This is a genomic window from Ideonella sp. (assembly GCF_041914305.1).
GTDB lineage: Bacteria > Pseudomonadota > Gammaproteobacteria > Burkholderiales > Burkholderiaceae_C > Ideonella.
Map to the genome: position 1 here is coordinate 154,491 of NZ_JAYSDQ010000004.1, position 25,482 is coordinate 179,972.

Here is a 25,482-nt window from a genome sequence, read left to right on the forward strand (position 1 = left end):
CGCGCCATGCGCATCCGCCACCAGCTCGCCGTCTCGGCCGTGATCGCCGCGGTGATGACCGGCGTGCTGGTGCTCGGGCTGGCGCAGGCGATGCGGGTCAACCAGGCCGCACTGCAGCAGCAGGCCGATGCGCAAGACGTGTCGCGCGACGTGGCCAGCCTGCTGACCCTGACCAACGAGTTCGCCACCTATGGCGGCGAGCGCGCCGCGTCGCAATGGCGGCTGCGCCACCAGCAGCTGGTGGCCACGGTCGATCGGGCGCTCGAGCGCTCGCCGTCGCCCGCGCTACTCGAGCTGCGGCGCAGCATCGACCACCTGCCGCCGCTGTTCGGCAAGCTGGTCGAGCAGTCGGCCACCGCCTCGTCGGCGCTGGACCAGCGGCGCCACGAGCTGCTGGTCGAGCGCCTGCTGACCGAGACCCAGGAGGTGATCGAAAGCGGCCACCGCTGGGCCCACGGCACCGCCGTGCGCCTGGCCGACGACCAGCGCCGCTACCACCTGATGGTGCTGGCCACGCCGGGGCTGCTGCTGGTGCTGCTGGTCGCGCTGGGGCTGATGGTCTGGCGCCGCGTGCTGCGGCCGCTGGCGCGCATCGAGGCCGCGGTCACTCGCATCCGCGCCGGCGACCTGTCGGCGCGTTGCCATGTCGAGGCGGCGGACGAATTGGGCGACACCGCGCGCGCGGTCGATGCCATGGCCGGCGCGCTGGCCGAGCAGACCGACGCATTGCGCGCCTCGGAGCTGCGCCTGCGGCTGGTGACCGACAACGTGCCGGCGCTGATCGGCTATATCGGCGCCGACCACCGCTACACGATGGTCAACAAGGCCTACGAGGCCTGGCACGGCCTGCCCCAGCGCGCCATCGTCGGCCAGCCGCTCGACGCGCTCGAAGACGTCGACAGCCTGGCCTTGTTCGCCCCCTACCTGGCGCGCGCCTTTGCCGGCGAGGCGGTCGAGTTCGACGCCGAGCTGGTGCGGCGCGGGCGCCTCTGGGCGGTGCACCTGAACTACATCCCGCACCGCAACGAGCAGGGCCGCACGATCGGCATCTATGTGATGGGCCACGACCTGACGGCGCTGCGCCAGAGCGAGCGCCAGCTGCGCGTGGTGATGGAGTCGTCGCCGCTGGGCATGTTCCACGCCGATGCCGCGGCGCGCTGTGTCTACGTCAACCCGGCCTGGTTGTCGATCGCCGGGATGAGTCTGGTGCAGAGCCTGGGCGACGGCTGGGAACAGGCCATCCACCCGCAAGACCGGGAACAGGTGCGCGCGACGTTCCGCGATGCCCGCGCGGGCACCAGCGTCATCGCGTCCGAGCACCGCTACCTGCGGCCCGATGGCCGGGTGGTCTGGGTGCGCGCGAATGGCGTGGCGCTGCGCGAAGGCGGGCGGGTGATCGGCTACATCGGCACGGTCGAAGACATCACCGCCCGCCGCGCGCTCGACGCCGAGCTGGCCGCCCGCAGCCAGGAGCTGGCCCGCTCGAACGCCGAGCTCGAGCAGTTCGCCTACGTCGCCTCGCACGACTTGCAAGAGCCGCTGCGCATGGTCACCAGCTACACCCAACTGATCCTGCGCCGCCATGGCGACAGCCTGCCGGCCGAGGCGCGCGAGTTCATGGGCTTCGTCGAAGACGGCGGCCGGCGCGCCCAGGCCCTGATCGGCGACCTGCTGAGCCTGGCGCGCGTCAACAGCCATGGCAAGCCGATGGCGGCGGTGCCGCTGCAGGCGGTGCTCGACGAGGTGGTGCGCGGGCTGCAGCTGCTGGTGCAAGACAGCGGGGCGCAGATCACGCACGACGAAGCGCTGCCAACCGTCTGGGCCGACCGGCGCCAGCTGGCCCAGCTGCTGCAGAACCTGCTGGCCAACGCGCTGAAGTTCCGAAGCGCCGCGCCGCCGCGGGTGCACGTGGGTGCGCAGCAGCAGGCCGACGGGCGCTGGCGCATCAGCGTGGCTGACAACGGCATCGGCATCGAGCCCAAGTTCCACCAGCGCGTCTTCACGCTGTTCCAGCGCCTGCACTTGCGCGACGAGTACCCGGGCACCGGCATCGGGCTGGCGATCTGCAAGAAGGTGGTCGAACGCCACGGCGGGCAGATCGGCGTCGACTCGGTGCCGGGTCGCGGCTCGACCTTCTGGTTCACGCTGGCCGCCGCCGACGGGCACCAGGGGGCCGTGCCGTGAGGCTCATCCGCCGCAGCGGGTGGTGGCTGGCGGTGCCGGCGCTGGCGCTGGCCTACTACGCCGCGGCCCGGCTCGGCCTGCTGCTGGCGTTCCAGCACAGCAACGCCTCGCCGGTGTGGCCGCCGTCGGGCATCGCGCTGGCGGCGCTGGCCGTCGGTGGGCGGCGCCTGTGGCCGGGCGTTGCGCTCGGTGCGTTCGCCGCCAACGCCGTGGTCTTCGCCGCCAACGGTGCGGCGCTGCCGGTCGTGCTGGGTGCCTCGGCGGGCATCACCGTCGGCAACTCGCTCGAGGCTTGGCTCGGCGCCACGCTGCTGCGGCACTGGATCGGCAAGCCCAGCCCATTCGAGCGCCTGGCCGACGTGGCCAAGTTCATCGTCATCGTCGCGCTGGCCAGCGCGGCCAGCGCCGCCATCGGCACCGCCACGCTGCTGGCCGCCGGCATCGTCGCGCGGGCGGCCACCAGCACCGTGGCGCTGACCTGGTGGACCGGCGACGCCACCGGCATGCTGGTGCTCGCACCGCTGTTGATGGCGCTGCGCCGCCGCGTCATCACGCCGGGGTCGCTGCGGGCGACGCTGCCGGTGCTGGCGCTGTTGGGCGTGGTGGCGGCGCTCGGGGTGCTGGTGTTCGCCTACCCGGCCAGCGCGCCGAACGCCGACCGCCGGCTCGTCTGGCTGTTCATGCTGTGCATCGCCTGGGCCGCCTACCGCCACGGCCCGCTCGGCGCGGCCGCCGCCACGCTGCTGACGGCCAGCCTGGCGGTCTGGGGCACCACGCGCGGGCTGGGCCCGTTCTCGCGCGGTTTGCTGAACGACGCGCTGATCGTGCTGCAGACCTTCGTCGGCCTGGCTGCCGTGACCGGCCTGGTGCTGGCGGCCGACCGGCGCGAGCGCCAGCAGCTGGGCCGCCAGCGCGTGGTCAAGCGCGACCTGGCCGTGCCCTGGGCGGTGCTGCTGGGCTGCCTGGGCGTCGCGGTGGTCGGCTGGCACCTGGTGGCCGACGACACCGAGCGGCGCGCACACGAACGCTTTGCCTATGTCGCCGAAGACATCCGCGACCGGATCGACGCCCGGATGACCGCCAACGAGCAGGTGCTGCGCGGCGCGGTGGGCCTGTTCGCCGCGTCCGACGATGTCAGCCGTGCAGACTGGCGGGCCTATGTGCAGCAGCTGGGGCTGGCGCAAAGCTACCCCGGCATCCAGGCGCTGGGCTTCGCCCGCTGGTTGCGCCCGGACGAGCGGGCTGCGCACGAGCAGGCGGTGCGCGCCGAGGGCTTTGCCGACTTCGCGGTGCGCCCGGCCGGCGAGCGCGACGCGTACGCCGCGATCGTCTACATCGAGCCGTTCGACGCCCGCAACCGGCGCGCGTTCGGCTACGACATGTTCAGCGAGGCCACCCGCCGCGCAGCGATGGAGCGGGCGCGCGACAGCGGCGAGCCGGCGCTGTCGGGCAAGGTCACGCTGGTGCAGGAGCGACCCGAGCGAGCAGACGGTCAAGAGGCCGCCGCACGGCCCGAGGGCGAGCACGACGTGCAGGCCGGCGTGCTGATGTACCTGCCGGTCTACCGCCAGGGCCAGCCGGTCGAGACCGTCGCGCAGCGCCGGGCGCAGCTGCTGGGCTTCGTCTACAGCCCGCTGCGCATGACCAACCTGATGCGCGCGGCGCTCGGCCCGGTGGCCGAGCTCGAGGGCGTGGCGGTGCGGCTGTACAGCGGGCGCGACCTGCTCGACGCAGACCACCTGCTGTTCGACAACGGCGGCCGCGCTGGCGCCGGCGCCGGCGCGCCGGCGTTCAGCAGCCGCAGCACGCTGGTGCTGCCCGAACAGGCGTGGACGCTGCAGGTCGACGGCCTGCCGCTGTTCGAGTCCCACATCGACCTGCAGAAGGCCCAGATCGTGCTGATCGCCGGCGTCGGCCTGAGCCTGCTGCTGTTCGCCCTGGTGCGGGCCCTGACGCTGACCCGCGAACGCGCGCTGCTGCTGGCCGAAGACATGAACGTCGCGGTGCGCGATTCGCAGGCCCAGTTCCGCTCGCTGGCCGAGTCGGCCAGCGAGGCGATCGTCATCGTCGACAGCGCCGGCCGCGTGCGCTCGTGGAACGGCGCGGCGCAGGCCATCTTCGGCCACACCGAAGCGCAGATGCGCGACCAGGCCCTGGCCCGGCTGGTGCCGGCGCGCGACCAGCCGGCATTGCGCGAGGGGCTGCTGCGGGTGCAGGCCGGGCTGCCGGCGCACGCGCTGGGCCATGCGATGCAGCTGACCGGCCTGCACGCCGACGGGCGCGAGTTCCCGATCGAGCTGTCGCTGGCCAGCTGGGACAGCGCCGGCGGGCGCTTTTGCAGCGGCATCATCCGCGACATCACCGAGCGCGAGCGCGCGGCCCAGGCGCTGCGCGACAGCGAGCAGGCGGCGCGCGAGGCCGAGCGCCAGCTGCAGGCGGTGCTGCGCGCCTCGCCGGTGGGTGTGATCTTCACCGACGCCCAGGGCCAACTGGTCTACGGCAACCCGGCCTACCTGCGCATCGCCGGCCTGAGCCTGGACGATGCACGCATCGGCGGCTGGGGGCGGGCGATCCATGCCGACGACGCGGCGCAGGTCGACCAGGCCTGGCGGCAGGCGATCCAGGGCCTGGCCTCGTTCGCCGGCGAGTACCGCTACCTGCATGCCGACGGCCGCATCGTCTGGGCCCGCGCGGTCTCGGCCGCGATCGTCGAAGACAGCCGCACCACCGGTTTCGTCGCGATCGTCGAAGACATCAGTGCCCGCGTCGCGGCCGACGCCGAGCTGAAGACCAAGACCGAGGCCCTGCAGCGCTCGAATGCCGAGCTGGCGCAGTTCGCCTACGTCGCCTCGCACGACCTGAAAGAGCCGCTGCGCACGGTGGCCAGCTACAGCCAGCTGCTGCTGCGCCGCCACCAGGCCCAGCTCAGCCCCGAGGGGCAGGAGTTCGTCCAGCTGATCGGCGAAGGCGCCAAGCGCGCGCAGGCGCTGGTGTCGGACCTGCTGAGCCTGGCCCGGCTCGACAGCAGCGCCGGGCCGATGCGCCCGGTGGCGATGCAGGCGGTGTTCGACGACGCCCGCCGGCGCCTGGCCGGCGCGCTGCACGACAGCCAGGCCCGGCTGACCCACGGCCCGTTGCCGCGGGTGCTGGGTGACCGCGCGCAGCTGGTGCAGCTGCTGCAGAACCTGATCGAGAACGGCCTGAAGTTCCACCAGCCCGGCCAGGTGCCGGTGGTGCACGTGTCGGCCACGCGCGAGGCCGACGGCGCTTGGCGCATCAGCGTGGCCGACCAGGGCATCGGCATCGAGCCCCGCTTCCACGAGCAGATCTTCACGATCTTCCAGCGCCTGCACCGGGCCGAGATCCCGGGCACCGGCATCGGGCTGGCGATCTGCAAGAAGGTGGTCGAACGCCACGGTGGGCACATCGGCGTCGAATCGATTCCTGGCCAGGGCGCGACCTTTTTCTTTACCATGGCCCCAGCGGAGGCAGAAGCGCCCGACACGCCGCGGGCTCTCGACACCCAGTGATGAACATCCTGCTCGTCGAAGACAACCCGGCCGACATGCGGCTGGTGCGAGAAGCCATGACCGAGTGCGAGGCACCGGCCGCGCTGCACTGGGTGGCCGATGGCGGCGCGGCGCTCGATTTCCTGCACCGCACCGGCGCGCACCGCGAAGCCCCGGTGCCCGACCTGGTGCTGCTCGACCTGAACCTGCCCGGCATCGGCGGCAAGGAGGTGCTGGCCGAGATCAAGCGTGATCCCGAGCTGAGCAGCATCCCGGTCATCGTGCTGACCTCGTCGGCGGCGCGCCAGGACGTGCTCGACGCCTACCGCGCCCATGGCAATGCCTACATGGTCAAGCCGGCCGACTTCGAAGACTACCTCGCGCTGGTCGACCACATCCAGTCCTACTGGCTCGGCGCCGTGCTGCTGCCCAGCCGCACCACCTGAGAGGTTGAGAGTCTTTCACCCATGCCCGCCTTGCGCGCCAAAACCCGCCGGCCCTTCGCTGCAAATGCTCGCCATAGCCCGAGCTATGGCTGCGCTTTGCGCCTCGATCCGTCGCGCTCTGACACGCCTTTCGGGCACGGCCGAAAAGCTCTCACCCTCTGAGCGCACGACCGCCCTCGCCCATGTCTGATTCGCCCTACGTGCTGCTGGTCGAGGACAACCCGGGCGACGCCCGCCTGGTGCGCACGATGTTCGACGACGCCCCGCCGGGCACGCTGCCCGAGCTGCGCTGGGACCAGACCGTGCGCGCCGCGGGCCTGCGCCTGGGCCGCGAGCCGGGCTGCACCGCGGTGCTGCTCGACCTGGGCCTGCCCGATTGCGACGGCCTCGAAGCGCTGGCGCTGCTGCGCGACCAGACCGAGCAGGTGCCGATCATCGTGCTGTCGGGCAACGACGACGAGGAGGTCGGCCTGTCCGCCGTCGTCAACGGCGCCCAGGACTACCTCGTCAAAGGCTCGTTCGACGCCGGCCTGCTGCGGCGCGCGCTGCAGTACGCGGCGCACCGCAAGCGCGTCGAGCAGAAGCTGATCCAGCGTGCGATGCACGACCACCTGACCGGCCTGCCGACCCGCGCACTGCTGCTTGACCGCTTGCGCATGGCGCTCAACGCCACCGACCGCTCGGGTAGCCGCGGCGCGCTGCTGTTCATCGACCTCGACCACTTCAAGCAGGTCAACGACGTGCACGGCCATGCTGCCGGTGATGCCGTGCTGCTGGCCGCTGCGCAGCGCATGCTGGCCGGCGTGCGCGCCAGCGACACGGTGTCGCGCGTCGGCGGCGACGAGTTCATCGTGCTGTTGCCGGTGGTCGGGCCCGACGACGCGGCGCAGGCGGTGGCGCAAAAGCTGCTGCAGGCCTTGTCGATGCCGGTGGCCGTGCCCGGTGGCGAGGTCGGCATCAGCGCCAGCATCGGGGTGGTCGAGTTCGCCGCCGGCGAGGCCAGCGCCGAGCAGCTGATCGCCCGCGCCGACGAGGCGATGTACACCGCCAAGCGCGAAGGCCGCGCGACCGTGCGCCAGGCCTGAGCGCGGGGCCGGTTGGCACCGGTGGCCCTGGCCGTCATGCGAACATCTCGCCCGTGCTGCACTACCACACCCTCCCCGTCACGCCGTTCCAGCAGAACTGTTCGCTCGTCTGGTGCGACCAGACGCTTGACGCTGCGCTGATCGACCCCGGCGGCGAGGTCGAGCGGCTGAAGGCGGCCGTCGCCGAACGGGGCCTGAAGCTGGTCGCCCTGTGGCTGACCCACGCCCACATCGACCATGCCGGCGGCACCGGCACGCTGGCCCGCGAGCTGGGGCTGCCGATCATCGGCCCGCACCCGGGTGACCAGTTCTGGATCGACGGGCTGCCGCAGCAGAGCAAGATGTTCGGCTTTCCGCCGGCCGAGCCGTTCACGCCGACCCGCTGGCTCGACGACGGCGACACGGTCACGCTCGGCCACAGCACGCTGACGGTGCGCCACTGCCCCGGCCACACGCCGGGCCATGTCGTTTTCCACAGTGCCGAAGCCCGGCGTTGCTTCGTCGGCGACGTGCTGTTCGCCGGCTCGATCGGCCGCACCGATTTCCCGGGCGGTGACCATGCGACGCTGATCGCCAGCATCACGCAGCGCCTGTGGCCGATAGGCGACGAGACCGTCTTCATCCCCGGCCACGGCCCCGAAAGCAGCTTCGGCCACGAGCGCCGCAGCAACCCCTTCGTCGCCGGCACCTGACGCGCGCGCCCGTCGGGGCGGGCCGCTTCTGGCCGGGCGCCGTGCGCCCATGCGGGGGCACCCCCCTAACTTGCAGGCGTTGGTGAATTTGTCACAGGGCGTGACCGTCAAAGTGGCCGCACAGGGGCAACCCACGTGCCTAAGCTTCGAGCCTCACTGGAACCACATGTCGTCCCGCGGTCGCGGGCCCAAGGCGTGAACTCCGGTGCAAGGAGGTTGACCATGGAACTCTGTGTTTCACCGGCTCTTTCCGCTCCGAGCCTGGCGCTCCGCCGCCCGGCCCTGGCCCGAGACGACGACGGCCCCGCCTGGGGCGCTGGCATCGCCGCGCTGGGCGATGCACTGGGTTACAGCGGGCCCGAGCGGCGTGGCGGCGCCGCGCTGCTGACCCGCCTGATGACCCTGATGCTCGACGAGATCGACTACGGCCTGCTGCTGCTGGGCGATGGTGGCCGCGTGTTGCACGCCAACCATTCGGCGCGCGCCAGCCTGGCGGTGCCGCAGCACCCGCTGCAACTGCAAGGCCACGAGCTGCGCACCCGGCTGCAGAAAGACGCCGCCCCGCTGCACCAGGCGCTGCACGCGGCCGCCTGCCGCGGCCTGCGCAAGCTGATGACGGTGGGCGAAGGCACCCAGCGCGCGGGCATCGCGATCGTGCCGCTGCTGGCCACGCCCGGCCACCACGCCGCGGCGGCGCCGACGGTGCCGGCCACGCTGCTGGTGCTGGGCCGGCGCGAGGTCTGCGGCGGCTTGTCGGTGCAGGGGTTCGCCCGCGAGTACCGGCTGTCGCCGAGCGAGGCCCAGGTGTTGAGCGCGCTGTGCGAAGGCTGCAGCCCGAACGAGATCGCCGAGCGGCATGGCGTGAAGATCGCCACCGTGCGCACGCAGATCGCCAACATCCGCGCCAAGACCGGGGCCGACAGCATCCGCGACCTGGTGCAGCAGGTGGCGGTGCTGCCGCCGATGGTGGGCGCGCTGCGGCGCCAGGCCGAGGCGCCGGCCTCGGGCTTCGGCGCGAGCCTGCTGACGGCCTGATCGCCGCGGGGCCCCGGGCCCGGCGTGGCGTTCCGGCCACACGGGCCCGGGAGCTGACCTGTTATTCAGGCGACACCCCGGCGCCCGGCGTGGGCCGGCGCAGGGGGGCTTGCTAGCATGGCCCTCATGGCGTCGCTTGCCCCACCCCGTCCGCCCGACGAGGCCGCCGAGCTGCTGGCCAGGCTGGCGGCAAGCGCCCCCGGCGTGGCTGCGCTGGCGGCGCGCGGCGAGGTGCGCCGTTACCGCAAGGGCATGCTGCTGATCCAGGAGGGCGACCAGGGCGACACGCTCTACATCGTCCTGCAGGGCCGGCTGCGGGCTTTTGCCGAAGGCGACAACGGGCGCGAGATCACCTACGGCTCGTACGGCGAGGGCGAATTCATCGGCGAGATGAGCCTGGACGGCGGGCCGCGCTCGGCCAGCGTCGAGACGCTCGAAGCCACCGTCTGCGCCGTGGTCACGCGGGCAACGCTCGAGCGCCACCTCGCCGACGAGCCCACCTTCGCGTTCGAGCTGCTGTCCAAGGTGATCCGCCGCGCCCGCGCCGCCACCGTGTCGGCCAAGCAGCTGGCATTGAACGATGTTTACGGCCGCCTCAAGCTGCTGCTCGAAGGCAGCGCCGTGCCCCAGCCCGACGGCAGCCTGTGGATCGTCGAACGGCTGACCCACCAAGAGATGGCGCACTACCTGGGCTGCTCACGCGAGATGGTCAGCCGCCTGATGAAAGACCTGCAGGACGGCGACCACGTCACGGTCGAGGGCAAGGGGTTGCGGTTGAAAAGCAGGTTGCCGATGCGGTGGTAGATGAGGCCCCTACGGCCCCCCGGGGGCCTGCCCCCCGGGGGGGCTCGCGCAGCGGACTGGCAGAGCCAGATCCGCGCACGCCACTTGAAGGCGGCGGCTCCTGCGGAGCGCCGCGCCCCGCCCCATCAATTCGGTGCCGGGGTGGGGGGGCCGTAGATCTTGGGTGGGCGAGGGGCGACGGCGTAGAGGGGTTGGACTTTGGGCAGGGCGGCTTCGATGTCTTTGACGCGGGTCGGGCCGGCGGGGTGGGTGGAGATGAATTCGGGTGGGGCGCCTTCGGCGGCTTTCATCATCTTCTGCCACAGCGTCACGCCGGCTTTGGGGTCGTAGCCTGCGCGGGCGGCGAGGTCCAGGCCGACCAGGTCGGCTTCGGATTCGTCTTCGCGCGAGAAGCGCAGCGTCAGCAGCTGCGCGCCGATGCTCAGCGCCGCGTCGCCGAGGTCGCCCAGGCCGAACAGTGAGCTGATCAGCCCGGCGCCGACACGTGTGGCCACCGTCTTGCCCATGCGTTCGCGGGCGTGCTCGCGCAGCGCGTGGGCCATCTCGTGGCCCATGATCATCGCGACCTCGTCGTCGCTCAGCTGCAGGCGCAGCAGCAGGCCGTCGTAGAAGGCGATCTTGCCGCCCGGCATGCAGAAGGCGTTCAGGTCTTTCTTGTGGATCAGGTTGACCTCCCAGCGCCACTTCGCGGCACGGCTGTTCCACGAGGCGGCGAACGGGATGATGCGCTGGGCGATCGCGCGCAGGCGGGCCAGCTGCCGGTCGTCGTCGCCGGCCAGCAGGGCCCTGCCGTTGGCCTCGCGCTTGAGCTGGCCGTATTGCTGCGTCGCCGCCTGCTCGACCTGCTCGGACGAGATGAACCGCGCGAAGCGCGATTCGCGCCCGATGTCCCCCCGAACGCCATCTTGCGCCCGGCCGAGCGCCGGCAGCAGCGCGCCGGCGGTGCCGGCCAGCAGCCAGCCCCCGGTGCGACGGCGCTGGTGGCGCCAACAGGCGCAGCCCGTGTCGTGTGCCGCGAGCGGCGGCAGGTCAAGCGGCGGGTCGTACGGCATGGGCTGCTCGAAAAGACGGACTGGCCCATTGTGGGGTGCCGCCAGGGCCCCTGCGATCGGCGTCTACCCGCTGGGCGCGGGCAGCCCGGCGGCGTGTCAGTCGTCGGTTGCGCCGGCGCTTGCCGGGTCCACGTCCAGCGCCTTCACGCTGGCCCGCATCAGCCACAGCATCACCAGAGCCGGAAGCGCGAAGACGGTCGAGACGACGAAGAAGGTCGGCCAGCCGATCGAGCTGGCCAGCACGCCGGCCAAGGGCCCGACCCAGACCCGGCCGATCGACGCGAAGGCCGACAGCAGCGCGTACTGCGTGGCCGAGAAGCGCTGGTTGGTCAGGCTCATCAGGAACGCGACGAAGGCCGCGGTGCCCATGCCGCCGGTCAGGTTCTCGAGCGCAATCACCAGCAGCAGCCCGCCGTCGACCGGCGTCGGGTGGGCCAGCTTGACGAAGCCCAGGTCGAACGGCGGCAGCGTCAAGCCCGGCAGCGCGCCCTGCCCGTTCACCGCCAGCCACCAGAAGCCCAGGTTGCTCAGCATCTGCAGCACCCCGAACAGCAGCAGCGCGCGCCACAGCCCCAGGCGCAGCATCAGCGCGCCGCCGAGCAAGGCGCCGAGCACCGTCAGCCACAGCCCGAGCACCTTGTTGACCACGCCGACCTCGGCCGGGCTGAAGGCCATGCCTTGCAGCAGGAACGGCGTCATCAGCGAGCCGGCAAACGCGTCGCCGAGCTTGTACAGCACGATCAGCACCAGCAGCGCGGCCGCGCCCGGCTGCGAGAAGTAGTTCGACAGGCCCGACAGCAGGGTCTCGAAGCGGGCTTTGCGTGCCGCCCAGGCGGCCAGCGGCAGGGTGATGCCGATGCCGACCAGCAGCAGCCCCAGGTCCAGCCAGCCGCGTGCGCCCGGGTGGGCCGCCAGCGGGCCGGCCAGGCCGGCGTGGGCTGCATCGAACAGGCGGTTGGTCAGCAGATAACCCGCCGCCACCGCCACCGCCACCGCCAGGAAGCCCAGCAGGTCGCGCCGCATCGGCGTCGGTGTCGCCGGCGGCATCGGCAGGCGTGGCAGCGCGAACGCGCTCAGCACCGCGGCGCCGGCCATCAGCCCAGCCATCAGCTGGTAGACCTGCGGCCAGGTCCAGCCATTGCCTTGCTGCGGGTCGGTCCAGATCATCGCGACGCCGCCCGAGACCACCATCGCCATCCGGTAGCCCATGGTGTTCAACGAGGCGCCCAGGCCGCGCTCGCGCGGCGGCAACAGGTCGCTGCGGTAGGCGTCGTACACGGCGTCCTGCGAGGCTGACAGAAAGGCCACCGCCACCGCGATCAGCCCGAACAGCGCCAGCTCGGTGCGCGGCGAGGCCGAGGCCATCAACCACAGCGCGGCGGCCAGCGCCAGCTGGGTCAGCACCAGCCAGCCGCGCCGCCGGCCGAGGACCGGCAGGTCGAAGCGGTCCATCAGCGGCGCCCAGAGGAACTTGAACGTGTAGGGCAGGCCGACCAGGCTCAAGAAGCCGATCGTCTTCAGGTCCAGCCCGTCCAGGCTCAGCCAGGCCTGCATCGCCTGGCCGGTCAAGGCCAGCGGCAACCCCGATGCAAAGCCCAGCAGCGTGATGACGACCAGGCGGTGCAACACACCGAGCGGGTGCGGGCGGGCGCCCGGCGGGGGGGTCGAAGGCATGGGCCGCGATTCTAGGAGCGGCCCCCAAACACCCCAGGGTCTGCCCCACGCGGGGTGGCCGTTCGTTTCTTGAACGCCACCTTCATGTATCACGAGGATGGCGCCGGCTGTTCATTGGCCTCACAATGGACTTGTCAATATCCAGCGCTGGGTCGTGCAAGTTCGCACACTTGGCGACGGAGCCTCAACATGATGAACGATATGGCGGGATGGATCTGGCCCCTGTTGGCCGTGGTGATTGGCTTGGTGGCGGGCTTGGCGCTCGGCGCCCGGCGCCGGGGTGGGCGCCGGCCGGCCCATGCGTCGGCGCGCGACTCGGGCATGCAAGACCACGGCCCGGCATCGCAGCTGCCGGCCTTGGCCGAAGGCGGCCGCGATTCGACGCCGCAGCAGCGGCTGCTCGAAAGGCTGCGTGCGGCCAACCTTCAGCTGAGCTCGCAGCTGAAGTCGCTGGCCGAATCGAACTCGCGCCAGGCGCAAGAGCGTGAGCAAGAGCGCCAGAGCGACCGCCTGCGCCAGGAGCGCGAGCTCGAAGAGCTGCGCCAGGCCCACGCCAACGAGCTGTCGCACCTGATGAACACGCTGGTCGAGCAGGTCGACGGGCTCAACAAGGCGCACGCCGAGCAGATCAAGGCCCTCGAAACCGAGATCGAACGCGCGCGCCAGGACGGCCGCCGCTCGACCACCCATTCGGCGCCCGGCGCATTGGCCGGCGGTGGGTCTGGCTCGACCCGGCCTGGCGGCATGGGCGCCGCGCAGGTCACGGCGGCCGCGGCCGCCCCCGCCGCTGCGCCGGCCTCGACGCGCAGCGGCGCCCCGGCGAGCGACTACTCGGTCACCTTGCCGATGGAAACCTTCCGCGGCGAGCGCTGAGGTCTTCTCAGGCACTGAGCCCAGGGGCCGCGGGCCGGCCCGCTGGGCCGCGCAGCGCGGTGCGTCGTTGCGCGCTCATTCCTGGTGCGCGATCGCCTCGGCCAGCGCCAGCAACCGCTCGCGCGGCAAGGGCCCGACCAGCGCATAACCGGCCGGCCCGTCGACCCAGTAGAACAAGCCCAGCCCGTTGACCGCTTCATAGCGGAAGGTGGCCGGCGCGTCGGCGCCCTTGCGCCGCAGGTACACGGTGACCCGCTGGCCCGCCGCGTCTTCGTACATCAGCTGCGCGCAGGGGCCGCCGGCCTCGGGCAGCAGCCGCCCGCCGACCAGCCGAAAGCCCTGCGCGCGCAGGTCGAACATCTTCACCGGCACGTCCAGCCGCTTGGTCAACCAGCGCGACAGGTGCTCTTCCTGCGCACGCTGTGTCGCCGCGTCGCCGTCGACCGCCACCTCGACCGGGTGCTTCGTCTCGGGCACGTAGACGGCATGGGCCAGCGCGGCGAAACGGGCCCAGGGCTCGGCCGAACCCACGGTCGACAGCGGGGCCGAACCCATGGCCGTGGGGGCAGCCGGCCCGGCAGCGGCCACCGCCTGCTGGCGGCCCCACCAGGCCCCGCCCAGGCCACCGGCCAGGCCGCTGGCCAGCACCAGCGCCGCGGCCAGTGCCTGCCAGCGCGGCGCGGGCCGGCCGGCGCCGGCCGGCGGCCGTGGCGCGGCCACCCAGTCGCGCCAGTGCGGCGGCAGCGGCTCATCCAGCTCGGCGTCGAGCCGGCTGCGCAGCGCGTCGCGGTCGGCCGCCCACAGGCGCACCTGGGCTGCGTCCTGCGGGTGCTGCTGCAGCCAGGCCTGCACCCGCAGCGTGGTGGTCTCGTCCAGCTCACCGTCCAGCCAGGCGCTGAACATCTCGTCGCTCGGTCGCATCGAAGGTTGCTTGGGGTCCATCGTCACACCACCCGCCGCAGGCCGCGCTGGGTGTCCGGTTGCGGGGCGCCGCCTTCCAGCGCCGCGCGCATCGCCAGGCGGGCGCGCGACAGGCGCGACATCACCGTGCCGATCGGCGTGCCCAGTACCTCGGCACATTCGGCATAACTCAGTTGTTCCACACCCACCAGCAGCAGCACCTCGCGGTGCTCGCGCGTCAGCCGCGCCAGCGCCGCCAGCAGGTCCATCCGCAAGGCCGTCTGCACGCCGGGGTCGCCGGCTTGGCCGCCGCCGGCCTCTTGGTGTTCGGCCAGCTCACCCGGGTCGACGAGCGTGAGGCGGCGCTCGCGGCGCAGCCGGTCCAGGTGGGCGTTGTGGGCGATCGACAGCAGCCAGACGCGGATGTCGCGCCGCTGATCGAACTGGTGCCAGTGCGTCAGCGCCCGCTCGACGGTCGACTGCACCAGATCGTCGGCCGCATGCCCGTCGAAGCTGAGCGAACGGGCATAGCGGCGCACCCGCGGCAATGCGTCCAGCAGTTGTTGTCGAAAGGGTTCGGGGGCGTTCACCCCTGGGATACGCGGCGGCACGGCGGATTATTCCGCCGGGGGCCGCCAGGTGCTCGGCCAGGTACCCGGGGATTCAGCGCGCCAGCGCGCGGCGCAGGCGCTGCAGCCAGCCGGTGGGCAAGGGGCGGCTGGCGGTCACGGCGCCGGTGTCCCCATGGGCGCGGGGCGTTTCCAGCAGCCGCAGCGGCGGCCGTGGGCTTTCGCCGGGCCAGGCGTCCAGGCTGTGCAGGGGGCGGTGCGTCGCGTTCATGGCTTTGGTGTTTACCCGCAGCAATACGGGCTCGATCCAATGTAGACGGCCGCAGATTTGCCTGCAATGCAGCAGTGTGCAGTAGCAGTTTGCGAATTTGCAGCCATCGGCGACACTGCGCCCATGCCCGACCTCGACTGGAGCGACCTGCGCTACGCATTGGCCATTGGCCAGGGTGGCTCGCTGGCGGCCGCCGCGCGCCAGCTCGGCGTGAACCACACCACCGTGCTGCGCCGGCTCGACGCGCTCGAAGCCCGCCTCGGCGCCCGGCTGTTCGAGCGCATGCGCCAGGGTTACCAACCGACCGAGGCCGGCGCCTTGCTGCTCGAGCAGGCCCGGCGCATGGCCGACCAGGTCGACGAGATCGAGCGCCGGGTGCAGGGCCGCGACCGCGAGCTGACCGGCCAGCTGCGGCTGACCACGGCCTTCGTCGTGATGGAACACCTGCTGCCCGCGCCGCTGGCCAGCTTTGCCCGCGCCTACCCGGGCATCGAAGTCGAGGTGCTGGAGAACGCCTTCCTGGTCGACCTGGCCCGGCGCACGCCCGAGTCGTCGACCAGCTGGTCGCAGCGCCAGGCCGACGTGGCGCTGCGCCTGTCGAGCACGGTGGCCGAGCACTTGGTGGGCCGGCCGCTCGGCGACGCGCCCTGCCGTGTCTACGCCTTGCGCGGGGCGCCCGGCCTGCCGCAGGCGGTGACGCCGCTGGCCGAGCTGCTGAAGGACGCGCCGTGGGTCGCCTTCGAGCGCGACGGCCGCTCGCGCGTCTACGACCGCTGGATGCGCCAGCACCTGGCGCAGGCGCGGGTGAAGGTGCGGGTCGACATCTTCAACGCCGCGGCGGCGATGCTGCGCACCGGCATCGGCATCGGCGTGCTGCCTTGCTTCATGGAGGCCAGCCACCCCGAGATGGTCGCGGTGTCCGAGGTGATCCCCGAGATGACCGTGCCGGTGTGGATGCTGACCCACCCCGACCTGCGCGACACCGCGCGGGTGCGGGTCTTCATGCAGCACGTGGGCGACGAGATCGCCGAGCGGCTGCGCCAGTACGGCGGTTGAGGTTCACGCGCCAGGCCTTTGATTTTCAAGGCCAATCCGGCGTCGCCCGGGGTGCGGTGGGGCCGATCGACTACACTGCGGCAGCGCCTCGCTCCAACCGACGCGCCCCCCACCTGGCCGCGTGCCCCGCTGGCAACGCCGGATCCAGGTCTTCACTGGGCGTGCGATCGCCATCCATCGGCGGCCCGCTTTCTCGACACCCCGGCAGGTTGACACCGCCGAAGTCGAAACCCCTTTCTTCCCAGCCCGTCGGCGCACCGTTTGGTGGTGTGCCTGCACAGTTTTTCGGTGCGTGCCCGTGGTGGGCCGCGCCCTGACCATGATCACCCGCGAAAAAACCCTCTCCATCGGCAAGTACCTCGTCTCGCCGCTGACCCGCCGCACCGACAGCGGCCAATACGCCGCCTCGGTCTCGATCCGCAGTGGCAGCGGCAGCAGCACGCACGACCGCATCTTCCGCTTCGTGCCGCAGTTCCCGACCCGCGCCGGCGCCAGCCAATACGCCACCCAGCAAGGCCTGGCCTGGCTGCAGGCCACGGCCGTGGCCTGACAAGCCCGGCTTGCCTTCGCCTGGGACGCGAGTACGATGGGCCGCGCAGGCGCTGGCCTGCTTCATCGTGGCGTCCGACGGTGGTTGTGCCTGGCGCCGCACTCTCCTTGGAGTCTCGCCCTCTTCCAGGTTGCTTGTCCGGGCGCATGCCAAGGAACGCCATGTTGGGCTCCCGTCTACCCCCCGCGCGCATCGACGTGTTGCGACGCTCGCTGGCCGAAAGTGCCGGCCTGCTGCAACGCCGCCGCGCCGCCGACATCCCCAGCGTCGACATCGACGACTACGTGGCGCTCAACTGGCTCGAATGGCACGGCGGCACGCTGCGCCTGACCCTCACCGGCCAAAACGTCACCCGGCAGCAGGCGCAGCACTGGTCGACCACCTGAGGCCGCCCGCCTGGCGATGATGTGCACGATGCACGCTTGACGGCCCGGCACCTGCCCCCAACTGGGTGGCATGAACACGACTGCCGCCCCGACCCATGTCGCCTGCCCCGCCTGCGGCGCTACCAACCGCGTGCCCAGCGCCCGCCTGGCCGACGACCCGGTCTGCGGCCGCTGCGGCGCCGAGCTGCTCAGCGGTGAGCCGATCGAGCTGACCGACGCCAACTTCGAGCAGGTGACCCGCGCCAGCGGCCTGCCGGTGGTGGTCGATTTCTGGGCCCCGTGGTGTGGCCCTTGCCGCACGATGGCGCCGCAGTTCGCACACGCGGCCGCGCAGCTCAAGGGCCGCGCGCTGTTCGTCAAGGTCAACAGCGACGACAACCCGCGCACCTCGGCCCGGTTCGCGATCCGCAGCATCCCGACACTGGTCAAGCTGCAGGCCGGCCGCGAGGTCGACCGCGTCAGCGGCGCGATGCCGGCCGGCCAGGTGGCGGCATGGGCGCTGTCGCCCGCGCCGCGCGGCTGAGCCCGCGGCCGCTCAGCTGGTCGACAGCGCCTGCGCGCAGCGCTGCGGCTCGACCAGGCCTTGCGCCGCGTCGACCACCGCGTGGGCGCGGATCACCGGCGGCTGCGAGGTGACCGCGCCGAAGATCGTGGCGATCGCCACGTCTGCCGCGTCACGCCCGGTGCCCAGCCGCACGAAGCCCATCGGGATCGCCGTTCCTGATGGGTCGAAGATGTACCAGCGATCGCCCAGGTAGACCTCGACATAGGCGTGGAAGTCCGGCGGCCCCAGCACCGGGTCGGCGCCGTAGTCGGTGCCGGTTGCAAACCGAGCCGGGATGTTGACGGCCCGGCACAGCGCGATCATCAGGTGGGCGAAGTCGCGGCACACGCCCTGGCGGGCGATCAGCGTATCGACCGCCGAGGTGCTGGAGTTCGAGGTGTTCGACGTGAAGCTGACCCGGCTTTGCACCCACTGCATGATCGCCTGCACCCGGCCGTGGCCCTGCCACAGCCCGCCGAACTCGGCGATCGCCGTGTGGATCAGCCGGTCGGACTGGCAGTAGCGGCTGGGGTAGAGGTAGCCCAGCACCTCGGGCGGCAGGTGCTGCACCGCCACCTCGCCCAGCGTGGCCGGATCGGCGCGGTGGTGCGCCAGGTCCACCGTGGCGCCGTAGACCAAGGTCAACGGGCCCGGCGCCGCATGCAGCCGCAGGTAACGGTTGCCCGAGAACGGGTCGGTGTCCAGCCGCGACACCACCGCCTGGCTGATGAACAGCCGCTCGGCCGACACCGTCTGGCACGGCGTGTGGGCGGCGTGGATGTTCCAGATGAAATCGGCCCCGTGTTCGCCGACGTGGTACTGGAGCTCGACTTCGAGCTGGATGCGGACGGTGGGGGCAGAGGTGGGCATCACCCCAGTGTGCACGCATCGGCCGCCGCCCGTGCGCGCCGGCCACCTTGGCCTTCACCAAAAGCCCCTTCAGCCCGGCGGCGTGGTGCCCCTGAGACGCAGCGAGGTCAGCTGGTCGCCCCACCACAACCCCATCGTGCGGATGAAGGCCACCACCTCCTGGCCATGGCGCACCGGGTGGTCGGGCCGCAGCGTGGCCCAGCCGCGGTGCTCGACGCTGACCTGCGTGTGGCCCGAGGCGGTGCGCGCGAACAGCACCTCGACCTCGGTCGACTCGCCGGCCGCGAAGTTGATGCCGCGCCAGCTGAAGACCAGCCGGCGCGGTGGCTCCCAGACCTGCACGCGGCCGATCTCGTGCACCCGCTCGGCGCCCTGCTCGTCGTGCCACGACTCGAAGACCCGGCCGCCGACGCCCGGCTCCATCGCCATCAGGCCGCGGTCGCCGGGCGCGATGCGAAAGCGCCGGCCGCGCCGCCACCACAGGTCCATCTGCTCGGTGAACAGGCGAAACGCCGCTTCGGGTGCGACCGCCACGCCGACCATCGCGCGGGCCCGGTCGCGGGGGGGCGACGCCGAGGTGTCGTTCATCGCCGCCCTTTCGCCGCGGCCGAGCGCCGGCGCGGGGCGGCCTTCGGCGCGGGGGCCGCCACCGCCGCCTCGGCATGCGCCTTGAACGCCAGCAGCTGGTCGTCCCAGAAGGCCTCCAGCTCCTGCAGCCAGTCGCGCAGCGGCGCAAAGCCGGCCGGCTCCAGCCGGTACAGCCGCACCCGCGCATCGTGGTCGGGCTCGTCGTCGGTGATCAGGCCCGAGCGGCGCAGCACGCGCAGGTGGCGGCTCAGCGCCGGCGGTGTCATCGACAGCGCATCGGCCAACTCGCCGGCGCGCTGCGGGCCGGCGCGCAGCAGCTCGACCACCGCGCGCCGGGTCGGGTCGGCCAGCGCGCTCAAGGCCTCGTCGATGCCTTGCGTGTTCATCCGCGGATGCGCTGGCTGACCCACCACATGTGGCCCTCGGGGTCGAGCGCGCCGTAGCTGCGGTCGGCCCAGTAGTCGTCGCCGTAGTCGTGCACCGCCGGCTCGCTGATGATCTTCGCGCCGGCCTGGCGCGCGCGCTCGCAGTGTGCGTCGACATCGTCGACATAGATCATCAGCGACTGCGTCACGCCGCCGGCGCTCAGCGGGCTCAGCATCTTGGTGCCGAAGCGGGCGACCTCGTCGCGCTCCTGGCCGACCATGATCAGGCCCTCGCCATAGGTCAGCTCGCTGTGTTCGATCCGGCCGCCCTCGCCTTCGACCTTCAGCCGCACTTCGAAGCCGAAGGCCTCGCAGAGCCAGTCGATCGCCTTCGCGGCGTCGCGGTAGCTCAGGCCCGACGAGATGCGGGGCCAGTCGGCGGGGGTCGGTTTCATGGTGGTCTCCGGGGGTGGTGTTTGGCGCCGATTCTGTTAATAGTTAACCCAATCGTCAACTAAATACCGCACCCCCGGCAGGGCGAAGACCCCGCGCGGCGGCACGGCAGATTTCAACTGTTGCAACTTTCCGGGCCGGCCGGCCGCAGGTTTCAGCGGCTGCGTCATCTTCAAAATCCCCGGTTCGTGGCGGCTTCCTACATTGCGCTCAACCGGTGCGGCGGCAAGCCCGCCGGCCTGGTGGGCAGGTGGGTGTGCGGCGATGCCGCTGCCGGCCTGACCGGAGGCAAACCGAGGTCGCTGTCCCGAGGGGCGGTACCCGGTCCACACAACAAGGATGGGCAACGCGATGTACCGTCACCCGACACGACCCGACACGACCCGGCAAGACCCTGCTGGCCCTGGCCGCGCTCGCGGCGATCATGAACCCGACGGCCACCTGGGCGCAGGACGCCGCGCCGGCGCCCGCCCCGGCGGCCAGCGCACCACCGCCGGCCGACGCAGCCGAGACCGCCAAGCCGGCCGACACCAAGCAGCCTGACACCACCCAGGTCGACACCATCGTCGTCACCGGCACCGCCAACCGCTCGGGCAAGCGCAAGCTCGAAGCGCCGATGTCGATCACCACCGCCAACGAAGAGCAGATCAAGGAGGCGGCCCCGTCGACCGCGGCCGACCTGCTGAAGATCGTGCCCGGCGTGTTCGCCGAAACCACCGGCGGCAACGGCGGCGGCGCCAACATCCGCGTGCGCGGTTTCCCGATGGACGGCGACGCACCGTACACGACGATCCAGCTCAACGGCTCGCCGGTCTACCCGGTGCCCACGCTGAGTTTCTTCGACAACTCGGGCCTCTTCAGGCTCGACGACACGATCGAGCGCGTCGAGGTGCTGCGCGGCGGCTCCAGCCCGATCTACGGCAGCGGCCAGCCCGGCATCACCGTCAACTTCATCCAGAAAAAAGGCGGCGACACGGCCGAAGGCGGTCTGCGCCTGACCACCGGCACCGGCGCGCTGCGTCGTGTCGACGGCTTCTTCGCCGGCAAGCTGGCCGACAAGTGGTCTGTCAGCGTCGGCGGCTTCTACCGCAGCGCCAACGGCGTGCGCGACACCGAGTTCCCGGCCGACCGCGGCGGCCAGCTCAGTGCGCTGCTGACGCGCAAGCTCGACGACGGCGAGATCAGCTTCTCGGCCCGTGTGCTCGACGACAAGAACGCCTTCTTCACCGGCGTGCCGCTGCTGTCCAGCGACAACGGCAAGAAGCTCTCGGCCTACCCCGGCTTCGACCCCGGCACCGGCACCTTCTACAGCAACGAGCTGCGTGGCATCTCGCTCGAAGTGGCGCCCAACGATGGCCAAGGCGACAACGGCCACGTGAAGCGCGACCTGGCCGACGGCCGCGGCGCGAAGGCGACGATGCTGGGCGCCTCGATCGACAAGCGCTTCGACGCGTGGACGCTGTCGAGCAAGCTGCACGTCACCAGCGCCGACACGCCGACCTACGCGCTGTTCACCGGCGGCAACCCGCAGACGCTGGGCGAGTACATCGCCAGCCAGGTCAGCGCCGCCAACGCCAGCCCGGCGGTGGTGGCCGCGGCCGGCGCCCCGGCCACCGGCGGCAGCGCCAGCTTCGTCAATGGTGGCCAAGCCTTGACCGACATGGACCGCGCGGTCATCACCGCCGGCCTGTGGACGGTGGACAAAAAGCTCAAGTCCTTCAGCAACGAGACGCGGCTGTCGCGCGAGCTGTTCAAGGGCAACACGCTGACCGGCGGCCTGTACCTGGCCGACTACTCGTCGCACGACCTCTGGTACCTGAACCACACCGTGCTGATGACGGCCGAGCACCACGCGCGCCTGGTCGACGTGGCGCTCGACAACGGCGTGCTGGCCTCGCGCCACGGCTACGTGGCCCCGCCGTGGACCTACTACGTCAACGCCGACTACGACGGCCGCAACCAGGCGCTGTTCCTGGCCGACGAATGGAAGCTGAGCGACGCGCTGAGCATCGACGCCGGCGTGCGCCACGAGAGCCAGCGCATCGACGGCACGCTGGAGAACACCAGCGCCGGCGACCTCGACGGCAACCCGCTGACCTTCTACGACAACAACCTGTCGTACTTCAACGGCAGCTACCGTCAGCTGCACTACAAGGGCGACGCCACCTCGTGGACGCTGGGCGGCAACTACAACTTCAGCCGGTCCTTGAGCGCCTTCGTGCGCGCCAATTCCGGCCACAAGTTCCCCAGCTTCGACGACCTGCGCGACGGCAAGGACGGCACCGAGCACATCGACCAGTACGAGGTCGGCCTGAAGACCGCCACGCCGCTGTACACCGCCTTCGTCACCGTCTACACCAACAGGCTGCGCAACTCGCAGTTCCAGGTCTTCACGGTCAACGGCAACGAGGTCGCGCACGGCGGCTCGGACACGACGGGCCTCGAGTTCGAAGCCGCGCTGCGCCCGATCACCAACCTCGAGTTGTCACTGACCGGCAACCTGCAGCGCGCCAAGTACGTGAACTTCGGCGACAACACCGGCAACGCGGTCTCGCGCCAGCCCAAGGCCCAGTTCCGCTTCACGCCCAGCTACAAGATCCCGACCGAGATGGGCGACTTCAAGCTCTATGCCACCTGGACGCATGTCGGCGACCGTTATGGCGACCACGCCAACCTGCAGACGCTGCCGTCGTACAACACGCTCGACCTCGGCGCGGTGGCCCACCTGGCCAACGGCATCGACCTGCGGCTGACCGGCACCAACGTGACCAACACGCTGGGCATCACCGAAGGCAACCCGCGCCTGGCCGGCACGGGCGTCAGCGACAGCGGCGTCTTCATGGGCCGCCCGCTGATGGGCCCGGCCTACGAGTTGTCGATCGGCTTCGTGTTCTGACCCCACCGGGTCTCCTCGAGCCGCCTGTACCACCGGCTTGTTTCACGGCCCTGCCCGCTGCGCGGCGCAGGGCCATTTTTCGTGCGCCACGGCATCCGGCCCGAAGGGGATCGAATTCGACCGCAAGCGCCGGAGTGCCGGGCTGTGTCACGATCCGTAGGCTGCCTGCATCGAATCCAACGATGCGAGGCCCCCGATGACCATGAGCACCAAGAGCGAGATGCGCGCGCTGCAGGCGGCCGCCACCGTGGCCGACCCACGCTGGGCCGCGGTGGCGGCGCGCGACGCGCGCGCCGATGGGCAGTTCTTCTACGCTGTCCGCACGACCGGCGTGTACTGCCAGCCCAGCTGCGGCGCGCGCACGCCGCGGCCCGAGAACGTGGCCTTCCACGCCAGCATGGCCGACGCCGAGCGCGCCGGCTTTCGCCCCTGCCGCCGCTGCAGGCCCGACCAGCCCAGCCTGGCCGCGCAGCAGGCGGCGATGGTGGCCGGCCTGTGCCGCCACATCGAGCAGGCCGAGCAGCCGCCGACGCTGGACGCGCTGGCCGCGCGCGTGGGCCTGAGCCCGTTCCATCTGCACCGCGTGTTCAAGGCCGTCACCGGCGTCACGCCGCGCGCTTATGCCCGCGCCCAGCGGGCCGAGCGCGTGCGCCGCGAGCTGGCCGCTGCTGGCACGGTGACCGAGGCCATCTACGGCGCCGGCTACAACTCGGGCAGCCGCTGCTACGAGCAGGCCGACCAGGTGCTGGGCATGACGCCGACGCGCTTTCGCGCCGGTGGGGCCGACACCGAGATCCACTTCGCGATCGGCCAGTGCTCGCTCGGCGCGATCCTGGTGGCGCGCAGCCCGCGCGGGGTCTGCGCGATCACGTTGGGCGACGACCCGCAGCAGCTGGCGCGTGAGCTGCAAGACCGTTTCCCGCAGGCCCGGCTGATCGGGGGCGACGCGCGGTTCGAGCGGCTGGTCGCGCAGGTCGTCGGCCTGGTCGAGGCGCCGCAGCTGGGGCTGGACCTGCCGCTCGACCTGCGCGGCACGGCCTTTCAGCAGCGTGTCTGGCAGGCCCTGCGCCAGATCCCCGCCGGCCAGACGCTGAGTTATGCCGAGCTGGCCGAGCGCATCGGCGCGCCGACGGCGGTGCGGGCGGTCGCGCAGGCCTGCGGCGCGAACACCCTGGCGGTGGCGATCCCCTGCCACCGTGTGGTGCGCAGCGACGGCGCGTTGTCGGGCTACCGCTGGGGCGTCGAGCGCAAGCGCGCGCTGCTGGCGCGGGAGGGCCAGGCATGAACGCGCCCGATCGTGCGGCCGGCCTGGCGCACCCCGCCGGCAGCATCGACGCGCGCATCGCAGCCATCGACGACCAGGCCCTGGCCGACGCGCTGAACGCCGAGGGCTGGGCGCGCATCGAGGGCCTGTTGACCGCCGCCGAGTGCACCGGGCTGGCCGCGCGCTACGGCGACGATGCGCCGACCTTTCGCAGCCGCGTCGTGATGGCCCGCCACGGCTTCGGCCGCGGCGAGTACAAGTACTTCGCGTACCCGTTGCCGCCGCTGATCGGTGCCTTGCGCGAGGCGCTCTACGCCCGCCTGGCGCCGATCGCCAACCGCTGGCACGAGGCGATGGGCCTGGCGGTGCGCTTCCCTGCGCACCACGCCGAGTTCCTGGCCCGGTGCCACGCTGCCGGCCAGCGGCGGCCGACACCGCTGCTGCTGCAATACGGCGAAGGCGACTACAACTGCCTGCACCAGGACGTGTACGGCGAGCAGGTCTTTCCGCTGCAGGTGGTGCTGCTGTTGTCCGAGCCCGGGCGTGACTTCGACGGCGGCGAGTTCGTGCTGACCGAGCAACGCCCGCGCATGCAGTCGCGCCCGATGGTGCTGCCGCTGCGCCAGGGCGATGCGGCGGTGATCGCGGTGCACCACCGCCCGGTGCAGGGCACACGCGGCCACTACCGCGTCCAGCTGCGCCACGGCGTCAGCCGGCTGCGCTCGGGCCAGCGCCACACCGCGGGGATCGTCTTCCACGATGCCGCCTGACCTGCACAGCCTCGACCTCTTCGAGCGCCCCGCGCAGCAGCCGATCGCGCCCGGCGCGGTGCTGCTGCACGGCTTGGCGCTGGCCGCGGCGCCGCAGCTGCTGGCCGACATTGCGCAGGTCACCACCGCCGCGCCATTGCGCCACCTCGTCACGCCCGGCGGCTTTCGCATGTCGGTCGCGATGAGCAACTGCGGCGCGCTCGGCTGGGTCAGCGACGAGCGCGGCTACCGCTACAGCGCCACCGACCCCCTGACCGGCCAGCCGTGGCCCCCGATGCCGGCGTCGTTTCGCGCGCTGGCGGCCGACGCCGCATCACAAGCCGGCTTCGGCGCCTTCGAGCCCGATGCCTGCCTGGTCAACCGCTACGAGCCCGGCGCGCGCCTGACGCTGCACCAGGACCGCGACGAGCGCGACAAGCGCCAGCCGATCGTCTCGGTCTCCTTGGGCCTGCCCGCGATCTTCTTGTTCGGAGGGCCCAAGCGCAACGATCGCCCACAGCGCCTGCCGCTGGTCCACGGCGATGTGGTCGTCTGGGGCGGCCCATCACGGCTGGCCTACCACGGCGTGCTGCCGCTGGCCGACGGCGAGCACCCGTTGACGGGGCCGTACCGCTTCAACCTGACGTTTCGGCGCGCCGGGTGACGC

The 25,482-nt window shown here is 71.8% G+C and carries 25 protein-coding genes; 16 read left to right on the forward strand and 9 right to left on the reverse strand.

The annotated features are described in order from the left end of the window. The first annotated feature begins 6 nt into the window (after window positions 1-6). From ACE3SG_RS07180 to ACE3SG_RS07210, 7 genes are all read left to right on the forward strand, one after another. The gene (locus tag ACE3SG_RS07180) at window positions 7-2,184 is read left to right on the forward strand and encodes a PAS domain S-box protein (RefSeq protein ID WP_374563609.1); all 2,178 of its coding nucleotides are present in this window, start codon (window positions 7-9) and stop codon (window positions 2,182-2,184) included. After that, window positions 2,181-5,714: a CHASE domain-containing protein gene (locus tag ACE3SG_RS07185; RefSeq protein WP_374563611.1), complete on the forward strand. Its 3,534-nt coding sequence runs from the start codon at window positions 2,181-2,183 to the stop codon at window positions 5,712-5,714. Before ACE3SG_RS07180 ends, ACE3SG_RS07185 begins: the two co-directional genes overlap by 4 nt. Beyond that, window positions 5,714-6,139, forward strand: coding sequence for a response regulator (locus tag ACE3SG_RS07190; protein WP_374563613.1), 426 nt, complete (start codon window positions 5,714-5,716; stop codon window positions 6,137-6,139). Before ACE3SG_RS07185 ends, ACE3SG_RS07190 begins: the two co-directional genes overlap by 1 nt. Window positions 6,140-6,321: 182 nt before the next feature. After that, window positions 6,322-7,224, forward strand: coding sequence for a diguanylate cyclase domain-containing protein (locus ACE3SG_RS07195; RefSeq protein ID WP_374563615.1), 903 nt, complete (start codon window positions 6,322-6,324; stop codon window positions 7,222-7,224). A 53-nt stretch (window positions 7,225-7,277) separates the two neighbouring features. After that, complete coding sequence (locus tag ACE3SG_RS07200; protein WP_374563617.1) at window positions 7,278-7,916, forward strand: MBL fold metallo-hydrolase; 639 nt, start codon at window positions 7,278-7,280, stop codon at window positions 7,914-7,916. A 222-nt stretch (window positions 7,917-8,138) separates the two neighbouring features. Further along, window positions 8,139-8,951 carry a helix-turn-helix transcriptional regulator gene (locus ACE3SG_RS07205; protein WP_374563619.1) on the forward strand — a complete coding sequence of 271 codons (813 nt, stop codon included), beginning with the start codon at window positions 8,139-8,141 and terminating at the stop codon, window positions 8,949-8,951. 126 nt (window positions 8,952-9,077) lie between these two features. Beyond that, the gene (locus ACE3SG_RS07210; protein WP_374563621.1) at window positions 9,078-9,755 is read left to right on the forward strand and encodes a Crp/Fnr family transcriptional regulator; all 678 of its coding nucleotides are present in this window, start codon (window positions 9,078-9,080) and stop codon (window positions 9,753-9,755) included. A 125-nt stretch (window positions 9,756-9,880) separates the two neighbouring features. Here ACE3SG_RS07210 and ACE3SG_RS07215 read toward each other — a convergent pair whose 3' ends face one another. Both ACE3SG_RS07215 and ACE3SG_RS07220 read right to left on the reverse strand, forming a co-directional pair. Next, window positions 9,881-10,807: a M48 family metallopeptidase gene (locus ACE3SG_RS07215; RefSeq protein ID WP_374563623.1), complete on the reverse strand. Its 927-nt coding sequence runs from the start codon at window positions 10,805-10,807 to the stop codon at window positions 9,881-9,883. Window positions 10,808-10,903: 96 nt separating this feature from the next. Next, a complete protein-coding gene (locus tag ACE3SG_RS07220; RefSeq protein ID WP_374563625.1) occupies window positions 10,904-12,481 on the reverse strand; it encodes an MFS transporter in 1,578 nt (525 codons plus the stop codon). A 189-nt stretch (window positions 12,482-12,670) separates the two neighbouring features. On the opposite strand from ACE3SG_RS07220, the gene ACE3SG_RS07225 reads away from it, so the two are divergent. After that, the gene (locus ACE3SG_RS07225; protein ID WP_374563626.1) at window positions 12,671-13,354 is read left to right on the forward strand and encodes a hypothetical protein; all 684 of its coding nucleotides are present in this window, start codon (window positions 12,671-12,673) and stop codon (window positions 13,352-13,354) included. Window positions 13,355-13,429: 75 nt separating this feature from the next. Here the strand turns inward: ACE3SG_RS07225 and ACE3SG_RS07230 are convergent, their stop codons facing one another. From ACE3SG_RS07230 to ACE3SG_RS07240, 3 genes are all read right to left on the reverse strand, one after another. Continuing rightward, window positions 13,430-14,275, reverse strand: coding sequence for an anti-sigma factor (locus tag ACE3SG_RS07230; RefSeq protein WP_374563628.1), 846 nt, complete (start codon window positions 14,273-14,275; stop codon window positions 13,430-13,432). A 23-nt stretch (window positions 14,276-14,298) separates the two neighbouring features. Next, complete coding sequence (locus ACE3SG_RS07235) at window positions 14,299-14,844, reverse strand: RNA polymerase sigma factor (RefSeq protein WP_374563630.1); 546 nt, start codon at window positions 14,842-14,844, stop codon at window positions 14,299-14,301. A gap of 73 nt (window positions 14,845-14,917) precedes the next feature. Continuing rightward, entirely contained in the window at window positions 14,918-15,094 is a 177-nt protein-coding gene (locus ACE3SG_RS07240; protein ID WP_374563631.1) for a hypothetical protein, read from the reverse strand. Window positions 15,095-15,217: 123 nt separating this feature from the next. Here ACE3SG_RS07240 and ACE3SG_RS07245 point away from each other — a divergent pair, with 123 nt between their 5' ends. The 4 genes from ACE3SG_RS07245 to trxC all read left to right on the forward strand — a co-directional run bounded on the left by ACE3SG_RS07245 (window position 15,218) and on the right by trxC (window position 17,609). Beyond that, window positions 15,218-16,150, forward strand: a complete 933-nt coding sequence (locus ACE3SG_RS07245) for a LysR family transcriptional regulator (RefSeq protein WP_374563633.1) — start codon at window positions 15,218-15,220, stop codon at window positions 16,148-16,150. A 319-nt stretch (window positions 16,151-16,469) separates the two neighbouring features. After that, the gene (locus tag ACE3SG_RS07250; RefSeq protein ID WP_374563635.1) at window positions 16,470-16,700 is read left to right on the forward strand and encodes a hypothetical protein; all 231 of its coding nucleotides are present in this window, start codon (window positions 16,470-16,472) and stop codon (window positions 16,698-16,700) included. Window positions 16,701-16,861: 161 nt separating this feature from the next. Next, window positions 16,862-17,086, forward strand: coding sequence for a hypothetical protein (locus ACE3SG_RS07255; protein WP_374563637.1), 225 nt, complete (start codon window positions 16,862-16,864; stop codon window positions 17,084-17,086). Window positions 17,087-17,156: 70 nt separating this feature from the next. Further along, window positions 17,157-17,609, forward strand: coding sequence for a thioredoxin TrxC (gene trxC / locus ACE3SG_RS07260; RefSeq protein WP_374563639.1), 453 nt, complete (start codon window positions 17,157-17,159; stop codon window positions 17,607-17,609). A gap of 12 nt (window positions 17,610-17,621) precedes the next feature. On the opposite strand, the gene ACE3SG_RS07265 is transcribed toward trxC, so the two are convergent. From ACE3SG_RS07265 to ACE3SG_RS07280, 4 genes are all read right to left on the reverse strand, one after another. Continuing rightward, window positions 17,622-18,500, reverse strand: coding sequence for a transglutaminase family protein (locus tag ACE3SG_RS07265; protein ID WP_374563641.1), 879 nt, complete (start codon window positions 18,498-18,500; stop codon window positions 17,622-17,624). A 69-nt stretch (window positions 18,501-18,569) separates the two neighbouring features. Next, the gene (locus ACE3SG_RS07270) at window positions 18,570-19,088 is read right to left on the reverse strand and encodes an SRPBCC domain-containing protein (RefSeq protein WP_374563643.1); all 519 of its coding nucleotides are present in this window, start codon (window positions 19,086-19,088) and stop codon (window positions 18,570-18,572) included. After that, window positions 19,085-19,474 (reverse strand): ArsR/SmtB family transcription factor, encoded by a 390-nt coding sequence (locus ACE3SG_RS07275; RefSeq protein ID WP_374563645.1) that lies wholly within the window; start codon window positions 19,472-19,474, stop codon window positions 19,085-19,087. The genes ACE3SG_RS07270 and ACE3SG_RS07275 overlap by 4 nt, the downstream gene beginning before the upstream one ends. Beyond that, complete coding sequence (locus ACE3SG_RS07280; protein WP_374563647.1) at window positions 19,471-19,908, reverse strand: VOC family protein; 438 nt, start codon at window positions 19,906-19,908, stop codon at window positions 19,471-19,473. Before ACE3SG_RS07280 ends, ACE3SG_RS07275 begins: the two co-directional genes overlap by 4 nt. 422 nt (window positions 19,909-20,330) lie before the next feature. On the opposite strand from ACE3SG_RS07280, the gene ACE3SG_RS07285 reads away from it, so the two are divergent. The 4 genes from ACE3SG_RS07285 to alkB all read left to right on the forward strand — a co-directional run bounded on the left by ACE3SG_RS07285 (window position 20,331) and on the right by alkB (window position 25,479). Beyond that, window positions 20,331-22,802 (forward strand): TonB-dependent receptor, encoded by a 2,472-nt coding sequence (locus tag ACE3SG_RS07285; RefSeq protein WP_374563649.1) that lies wholly within the window; start codon window positions 20,331-20,333, stop codon window positions 22,800-22,802. A 196-nt stretch (window positions 22,803-22,998) separates the two neighbouring features. Continuing rightward, window positions 22,999-24,087 (forward strand): bifunctional DNA-binding transcriptional regulator/O6-methylguanine-DNA methyltransferase Ada, encoded by a 1,089-nt coding sequence (ada, locus tag ACE3SG_RS07290; RefSeq protein ID WP_374563651.1) that lies wholly within the window; start codon window positions 22,999-23,001, stop codon window positions 24,085-24,087. Further along, window positions 24,084-24,836, forward strand: a complete 753-nt coding sequence (locus ACE3SG_RS07295; RefSeq protein WP_374563653.1) for a 2OG-Fe(II) oxygenase — start codon at window positions 24,084-24,086, stop codon at window positions 24,834-24,836. Before ada ends, ACE3SG_RS07295 begins: the two co-directional genes overlap by 4 nt. Beyond that, window positions 24,826-25,479: a DNA oxidative demethylase AlkB gene (gene alkB, locus ACE3SG_RS07300; RefSeq protein ID WP_374563655.1), complete on the forward strand. Its 654-nt coding sequence runs from the start codon at window positions 24,826-24,828 to the stop codon at window positions 25,477-25,479. Before ACE3SG_RS07295 ends, alkB begins: the two co-directional genes overlap by 11 nt. Window positions 25,480-25,482: the final 3 nt, after the last annotated feature.

Coding starts and splice junctions, on each gene's coding strand:
- ACE3SG_RS07245 (WP_374563633.1), top strand. CDS start 15,218: ATGCCCGACCTCGACTGGAGCGACCTGCGCTACGCATTGGCCATTGGC.
- ACE3SG_RS07295 (WP_374563653.1), top strand. CDS start 24,084: ATGAACGCGCCCGATCGTGCGGCCGGCCTGGCGCACCCCGCCGGCAGC.
- ACE3SG_RS07195 (WP_374563615.1), top strand. CDS start 6,322: ATGTCTGATTCGCCCTACGTGCTGCTGGTCGAGGACAACCCGGGCGAC.
- ACE3SG_RS07285 (WP_374563649.1), top strand. CDS start 20,331: ATGAACCCGACGGCCACCTGGGCGCAGGACGCCGCGCCGGCGCCCGCC.
- ACE3SG_RS07265 (WP_374563641.1), bottom strand. CDS start 18,500: ATGCCCACCTCTGCCCCCACCGTCCGCATCCAGCTCGAAGTCGAGCTC.
- ACE3SG_RS07180 (WP_374563609.1), top strand. CDS start 7: ATGCGCATCCGCCACCAGCTCGCCGTCTCGGCCGTGATCGCCGCGGTG.
- ACE3SG_RS07275 (WP_374563645.1), bottom strand. CDS start 19,474: ATGAACACGCAAGGCATCGACGAGGCCTTGAGCGCGCTGGCCGACCCG.
- ACE3SG_RS07250 (WP_374563635.1), top strand. CDS start 16,470: ATGATCACCCGCGAAAAAACCCTCTCCATCGGCAAGTACCTCGTCTCG.
- alkB (WP_374563655.1), top strand. CDS start 24,826: ATGCCGCCTGACCTGCACAGCCTCGACCTCTTCGAGCGCCCCGCGCAG.
- ACE3SG_RS07255 (WP_374563637.1), top strand. CDS start 16,862: ATGTTGGGCTCCCGTCTACCCCCCGCGCGCATCGACGTGTTGCGACGC.
- ACE3SG_RS07220 (WP_374563625.1), bottom strand. CDS start 12,481: ATGCCTTCGACCCCCCCGCCGGGCGCCCGCCCGCACCCGCTCGGTGTG.
- ACE3SG_RS07270 (WP_374563643.1), bottom strand. CDS start 19,088: ATGAACGACACCTCGGCGTCGCCCCCCCGCGACCGGGCCCGCGCGATG.
- ACE3SG_RS07205 (WP_374563619.1), top strand. CDS start 8,139: ATGGAACTCTGTGTTTCACCGGCTCTTTCCGCTCCGAGCCTGGCGCTC.
- ACE3SG_RS07280 (WP_374563647.1), bottom strand. CDS start 19,908: ATGAAACCGACCCCCGCCGACTGGCCCCGCATCTCGTCGGGCCTGAGC.
- trxC (WP_374563639.1), top strand. CDS start 17,157: ATGAACACGACTGCCGCCCCGACCCATGTCGCCTGCCCCGCCTGCGGC.
- ada (WP_374563651.1), top strand. CDS start 22,999: ATGACCATGAGCACCAAGAGCGAGATGCGCGCGCTGCAGGCGGCCGCC.
- ACE3SG_RS07240 (WP_374563631.1), bottom strand. CDS start 15,094: ATGAACGCGACGCACCGCCCCCTGCACAGCCTGGACGCCTGGCCCGGC.
- ACE3SG_RS07190 (WP_374563613.1), top strand. CDS start 5,714: ATGAACATCCTGCTCGTCGAAGACAACCCGGCCGACATGCGGCTGGTG.
- ACE3SG_RS07215 (WP_374563623.1), bottom strand. CDS start 10,807: ATGCCGTACGACCCGCCGCTTGACCTGCCGCCGCTCGCGGCACACGAC.
- ACE3SG_RS07230 (WP_374563628.1), bottom strand. CDS start 14,275: ATGCGACCGAGCGACGAGATGTTCAGCGCCTGGCTGGACGGTGAGCTG.
- ACE3SG_RS07210 (WP_374563621.1), top strand. CDS start 9,078: ATGGCGTCGCTTGCCCCACCCCGTCCGCCCGACGAGGCCGCCGAGCTG.
- ACE3SG_RS07225 (WP_374563626.1), top strand. CDS start 12,671: ATGATGAACGATATGGCGGGATGGATCTGGCCCCTGTTGGCCGTGGTG.